Origin of the sequence: Okeania sp. SIO2B9 (genome assembly GCF_010672505.1) — a bacterium.
In the GTDB taxonomy this organism is placed as follows: Bacteria; Cyanobacteriota; Cyanobacteriia; order Cyanobacteriales; family Microcoleaceae; genus Okeania; species Okeania hirsuta.
Genome location: NZ_JAAHGK010000375.1, coordinates 1 through 5,948, shown reverse-complemented (window position 1 = coordinate 5,948; position 5,948 = coordinate 1). Strand labels below are relative to the sequence as shown.

Below are 5,948 nucleotides of genomic sequence, written 5' to 3'. Positions count from 1 at the left end.
GGGACTTTTCTCTTGTTGAAATTGAGATTCACTCACATAAACACAACTTACTAACATCCCATATTCGATACATATATCGGAAATAAATTCAATGATTTTTTGATGCTTATTATCGAGATTATTATTTTCTTTTAAAACTACTAAAACATCAATATCTGAGTCAGGTTTTGCGTCACCCCTTGCTTGAGAACCAAATAAAATTAAACTAATGAAATTATCTTGATAAATTTGTTTAAATTCCTGCTTTACCCTGGTCAGAATTTCTCCTAACTTTTGATGTTGTCCTAAATTTTCAACTGTACATAAAGGAATATTGTCCATTTCAGATGATAACTCCCTTGTTTCAATATTCTAACTGCTAATTCTACTACTCAAAGCTAAATTTCCTAAACATTTATCTACCATAGCATAAGTAAGAATAAATTAGCTATATCATACCAAATCCAGTAGTATTGGTACAATTCAATATTGTCATAATTTGGAGACAAAACCCCTACTAAACAAAAAAAGATAAATGAGCGATCGCCATTCCGGTCAGCTAATAATTTAGTTATTATTATTTTGGGATTCAAGGAGCATTTAAAAACTATTAATCAAGCTCAAGCTACTTTTGACCTTAGTATTAATATGGTTAATTTATTTCCTAATATCGAGTTAGTTGAACCGAGTGAATATTTGAAAATGACTCTGAAACGTAATCTCAAAGTTGCTTTTGATAATAATACTGAAAAAGCTCGTTTCCTGACGGAATGCTCCGCAAACGGAGTTAATTATTGCACCATTGTTGATAGAAATTAGAGAAATATTTGATGGTAAAATTAGTTTGTTTTCTGGCAGAGATTTTAATGTCGATATTACCAGCGGACTAAATGGATTTTGTGACTATATTTTGAGTGCTTCAGAGTTCACTTTAGAAATAGAAGCTCCTGTAATCACAATAGTTGAAGCTAAAAATGAAAGTACAAACGTAGGTTTAGGTCAATGTATTGCAGAAATGGTAGCAGCACAAAGGTTTAACCAAGCAAGAAATAGAACAACTGAAAGTATTTATGGTGCTGTTACCACAGGACGTATCTGGCGCTTTCTCAAACTTTCTGGTCAAAATGTAGATATTAATAATGAGGAGTTAGTCATTGAAAATGCAGAAGATATAAATATTTCTAAGATTTTAGCAATTTTAAGTTTGCCTATTAAACAATTGAACAGTTAAATTTTCAGTCAACGGGTGGCAGATTTGGTTGCGGATTTGCGATCATCTTCCAATAACAAACACTAGGCACGTTGCATACAATATCCTTACTGGGTTATCATTTTGCCTATATAATATATTAAAAATTCCCCAATTAATCTGGAGGTAATTATGTCAGAAAAATTGACTATTCTGCCCCATGGAGATCCAGACACCAGTCACATGATTCTAGAGGATGATACTCCCTTGGATAGTTTTATTAATGAAAAACAACAACGTCTACTCACAACGGTATTTTATAGCGGTGCTAAAATACCGATAAATGTTCCTTTTATTGTTGCTGCCAATGTGGGTTTATTTTCTCATCTCCTAGATTCAGGAATTGTACCTGATGTCTTTTTAAGTTTGAATATTATTGGTGAGAAAGAATGGTGGGAACGTAATGTTAGCTCTTATTTATTCTGGGAATTTGGCAAAGCACCAGATATCGTAATAGAAATTGTTTCTCCGACTCCCGGTAATGAATTAGGAAGTAAATTAACGGACTATGCAAAGTTAGGAATTCCTTATGATGTTGTCTACGATCCATTGCAAAAACTTAGCGAAACTGTACTGCAAGTCTTTCAATTACAAATTAATTCTTACGTTCCTAAAAATGATGCTTGGTTTGCTCATGTTAATTTGGGATTAACTCTATGGAATGGTGTATTTGAAAATGTTAATGGTACTTGGTTACGTTGGTGCAATGGTGATGGGAATGTAATTAAAACAGGAGATGAAATAACAACAGCAAAAAATCTGGAAATTTCCCAAAAAGATGCTCAAATATCCCAAAAAGATGCTGAGATATCTCTAAAAGATGCTCAAATTAAACAGGGGTTATTATTAGCAATTGAAATGGGATTAAAACTCAAGTTTGGTGATGAATATGTGGAGATTTTATCAGATATTTCAAAAATAGATGATGTGAAATTGTTAGAGACAATAGTATCTCAAATTCCCCAAATTTCCTCAATAGATGAATTGCGAAAACTATTGAATAATTGATAATGGATAATTAATTGAATCTAGGTTTAAAGACTCTCCTTTTAAGGATAAAAAAGGGATTTATCAAATTAAGGTCTATTCAAATCAAGCCCTTTCCCCCTACATTTTTAAGCTGACCATAATCATACACAATTCTTAACAGACAATTCTTAATTCAGTACGCTACAAGAGAAGTTAATGTATTACAAAACAAATTAATTTCTTTAGGAGGATACACACTTATGTCTACAAATACACCAACTCTCGCAGGATTATACGTTGTATCCTCAGAGGAGAAACTGACTTTTCCTCTGAAACACACGGAAGTTAAAGCCAAAATAGCGGGCAACCTATCCCGCATCGAAGTAACTCAAAAATTTGAGAACTCATTCACCGAACCCCTAGAGGCAACTTACGTCTTCCCACTACCAGACGAAGCAGCAGTCGATGAAATGGAAATCAAAATAGGCGATCGCCTAATCAAAGGCAATATCAAAAAACGAGAAGAAGCAAAAAAAATCTATCAACAAGCTAAACAACAAGGTCGTACTGCTGGACTACTCGAACAACAGCGCGATAATATTTTCACTCAATCTCTTGCCAATATTAAACCAGGGGAGCAAATAGATGTGATTATTCGCTACACAGACTCCCTGAAGTTTGAAGGTGGGGATTATGAATTTGTCTTTCCAATGGTAGTCGGACCTCGTTATATTCCCGGAACACCTATAGATAGAAGTGGCGATACAGACCAAGTTCCCGATGCTAGTCAAATTACACCACCAATAGTTCCCCCGGCAACTCGTTCGGGACATGATATTGGTATGACAGTAGAAATAAACTGTGGGATGCCAATTTTTCAGGTGAATTCCATATCCCACCAAATTCAAACATCTGAGCGAAGAGAAATTGTTACGGTTAAATTAGGAAATGAAGACACCATCCCAAACAAAGACTTCATTCTCCGCTATAAAGTTGCTAGCGATCGTACCAAAGCAACAGTATTAACTCAAGCAGACGAACGTGGCGGATATTTTGCCGTTTATCTAATTCCCGCTTTACGGTATCGCAGTGATGAAATTGTGCCGAAAGATGTCGTTTTCCTCATGGATACTTCCGGTTCCCAAAGGGGAGAACCATTGTTGAAATGCCAGGAATTAATGCGCCGTTTTATCCACGGACTTAACCCCAACGACACTTTCACAATTATCGACTTTGCCAATACTGCCAGAAAACTGTCAGAACAACCTCTACCGAATACACCTAACAATATTGCCACTGCAATTAACTATATCAATAGATTAACTGCAAATGGTGGCACTGAATTATTGAATGGCATCGAGGAAGTTTTGAATTTTCCGCCTCCACCTGCGGGAAGACTACGGAGTATTGTGATGTTGACCGATGGTTATATTGGTAATGAAAAAGCAGTATTGGCAGAAGTGCAAGACCAACTCCAACCAGGAAACCGACTTTATAGTTTTGGTGTCGGTAGTTCGGTAAATCGATATTTGATTAACCGTTTAGCAGAAATTGGGCGGGGTATTGCCAGAGTTGTGCGACAGGATGAACCAAGTCAGGAAGTAGCAGAGAAATTTTTTCAGCAAATTAATAATCCAGTATTGACTCAAATTGAGGTTGAGTGGAATGGTCGGGGTGAAGTACCAGAAATTTATCCGGTGACAACTCCAGATTTATTTGCCGAGCAACCTTTGGTTTTGTTTGGGCAAAAACAGGATGCTGTGGGAGGTGAGTTACAGGTTAATGGTATTGCTGCTGGTGGGGAAATTTATCAGCAGACTTTCGATATTCATTTTGCTGATTCTGACAATATAGCAGTTGCTCAAATTTGGGCCAGGCAAAAGATTAAGCATTTGATGAATCAGATGTTTGATTATGATAAGAAGTCGGTGGTAAAAGAAGTGACGGAGACCGCTTTAAGTTATCAATTGTTGTCAGAATATACGGCGTTTGTTGCGGTGAGTGAAGAGGTGCGTGTTGAACCTGGTGGTAAGAGTATTTCGATGGAAGTTCCTGTGGAAATGCCAGAGGGAGTGAGTTATGAGGGGTTCGGTGCTGCACCTGAAAGATTTCGAGTAGACAATTATCCAGATCGTATCATGTCAACTTATTCCGACTCTCCGGACTTGCTGTGTCGGATGCTAGACAATGATTCAGATCGTATCATGTCAACTTATTCTGACTCTCCGGACTTGATGATGCAGCTATCGCAACTTCAAGCAATAGATTCGGTGGAGCAACAAGAGAAAATAGGGTCTTCGGGTATCAAGAAAGGAATTTCGAGATTCTTGAAACAAGGCGAACTACAGGAAACTGCTTCTACTAAAGAAGTAAGAATGCGCTACAACATTTCGGATAATGACTATCCAGTAAGACTTTCTCACATAGAGCGCGTTCTCAAAACTAACGATAAGGTTTTAGTTAAAATATTAGTCCGCGACCGAAAAATTCCTACTTCCGAGCAACTTCTGAAACGGATAGCGACAGACTTGAAGGAAGTTGCAAATGTGGAGGAAACTCCTAAAGTAGTAGGGAATTTTATGCGAATGGTACTTTCTCTCAAACAAAAAGATTCTGCAAACTCAACTGATACTCCTTTGCAAATTATCCAAGTTATCGGGTTAGATGCTGCAGGGCAAGAAAATCTCCAACAGCATCTACAAAATCTGAATATACCACCAAATATTCATGGTGAAATAGTTTTGGAATTGCAGGTGAAAGGCGATCGCGTACTCCGAGTAATTTTAGATGATGAAGTTTCCAGTTTGAAGGATAAAAAAATTATAGAGGAAATTAAGCGATCGCTGTTAAAATGGTGCGTTCCTTCTAGTGCTGCAGATCGGATTCAGATTACAATCAAAATTAGTTCGTAATATTCAGGAGTAGGGGGAATAGATTTTTTCTATCCCCCAATTTATAATGCAGAGGAAAATTCGTCTAATTGTCAGGATATTCAAGGCAAAATTTGTCTAATTAAATTGACCAAGACTATCCTTATCTACCCAATTAGATCATGTCCGCTTAATAGCGCGATAGAACTCCGTTCCGCTTACGCGACCAAAAACTTTCTTCTTCTTTTTCCCTCCTGACTCCTGAGTTCCCCTCTTGGGAGGGGGAGGGGCGAGGGGTGGGTTGACTCCTGACTCCTCCTTGCAACTGCTCAACCGGACATGATATTACTCTGGCAATATCTCAGTAACAGTTTCATAAAAATTAGTTTCTGGTGGTTTAGCAAATAAATGTGACATTTGTTCCAATGCCGCTTTATAAGCATCAGTTTGATTAGCATCCATATCTTCAACACCTTCCCAAAAAATTACAGCAATACCTTTATCTGTTCCTGGCAACTGCAATAAATAAGCTCCCTTAAAACCGTCGTTATAGGTAGCAACTGCTTTTTCATAAAGTTCCCTTGCTTCTTCAAACTTTCCTGGTTTAAATTCTCCCAAGGCAACATAAGCATATTTATGCTTCAAAAAATCCATAAAATCAGACATTTTTTCTCCTGATAGATAGGGTTTAATAGCAAATCAAAAGTCAAAAATAAGACTTCTTAACTTGATTAAAAGAGTATTTGTCAAATAAATATTAAATCATGTAGTAGACGGTTTCATCTTATATCATGTCCGGTTGAATACTTACACTTTGGAAGAAGGAAGGCATAAGGCAGAAGGCAGAAGGCAGAAGGCAGAAGGCAGAAGGCAGAAGGCAG

At 37.1% G+C, this 5,948-nt stretch carries 7 protein-coding genes; 4 read left to right on the top strand and 3 right to left on the bottom strand.

Annotated elements, in window-relative coordinates; translation table 11 throughout:
- On the bottom strand, nucleotides 1–321 hold a 321-nt coding region (locus F6K13_RS14830; protein ID WP_287287730.1), incomplete at its 3' end, for a nucleotidyltransferase domain-containing protein.
- A gap of 240 nt (nucleotides 322–561) precedes the next feature.
- On the opposite strand from F6K13_RS14830, the gene F6K13_RS14825 reads away from it, so the two are divergent.
- The 4 genes from F6K13_RS14825 (at nucleotide 562) to F6K13_RS14810 (ending at nucleotide 5,109) form a co-directional block, all read left to right on the top strand.
- Nucleotides 562–798: a hypothetical protein gene (locus F6K13_RS14825; protein ID WP_240041560.1), complete on the top strand. Its 237-nt coding sequence runs from the start codon at nucleotides 562–564 to the stop codon at nucleotides 796–798.
- The gene (locus tag F6K13_RS14820; RefSeq protein ID WP_240039059.1) at nucleotides 785–1,210 is read left to right on the top strand and encodes a hypothetical protein; all 426 of its coding nucleotides are present in this window, start codon (nucleotides 785–787) and stop codon (nucleotides 1,208–1,210) included. The genes F6K13_RS14825 and F6K13_RS14820 overlap by 14 nt, the downstream gene beginning before the upstream one ends.
- Before the next feature lie 150 nt (nucleotides 1,211–1,360).
- Complete coding sequence (locus tag F6K13_RS14815; RefSeq protein WP_124145865.1) at nucleotides 1,361–2,236, top strand: Uma2 family endonuclease; 876 nt, start codon at nucleotides 1,361–1,363, stop codon at nucleotides 2,234–2,236.
- A gap of 221 nt (nucleotides 2,237–2,457) precedes the next feature.
- Complete coding sequence (locus F6K13_RS14810) at nucleotides 2,458–5,109, top strand: VIT domain-containing protein (protein ID WP_124154448.1); 2,652 nt, start codon at nucleotides 2,458–2,460, stop codon at nucleotides 5,107–5,109.
- A gap of 148 nt (nucleotides 5,110–5,257) precedes the next feature.
- Here the strand turns inward: F6K13_RS14810 and F6K13_RS14805 are convergent, their stop codons facing one another.
- Complete coding sequence (locus F6K13_RS14805; protein ID WP_287287728.1) at nucleotides 5,258–5,392, bottom strand: hypothetical protein; 135 nt, start codon at nucleotides 5,390–5,392, stop codon at nucleotides 5,258–5,260.
- A gap of 20 nt (nucleotides 5,393–5,412) precedes the next feature.
- Entirely contained in the window at nucleotides 5,413–5,733 is a 321-nt protein-coding gene (locus F6K13_RS14800; RefSeq protein ID WP_124154449.1) for an antibiotic biosynthesis monooxygenase, read from the bottom strand.
- Nucleotides 5,734–5,948: the final 215 nt, after the last annotated feature.

Excerpts from the sequence above, each read along its gene's own strand:
- F6K13_RS14815 (WP_124145865.1), top strand. The coding sequence starts at position 1,361 with ATGTCAGAAAAATTGACTATTCTGCCCCATGGAGATCCAGACACCAGT.
- F6K13_RS14810 (WP_124154448.1), top strand. The coding sequence starts at position 2,458 with ATGTCTACAAATACACCAACTCTCGCAGGATTATACGTTGTATCCTCA.
- F6K13_RS14800 (WP_124154449.1), bottom strand. The coding sequence starts at position 5,733 with ATGTCTGATTTTATGGATTTTTTGAAGCATAAATATGCTTATGTTGCC.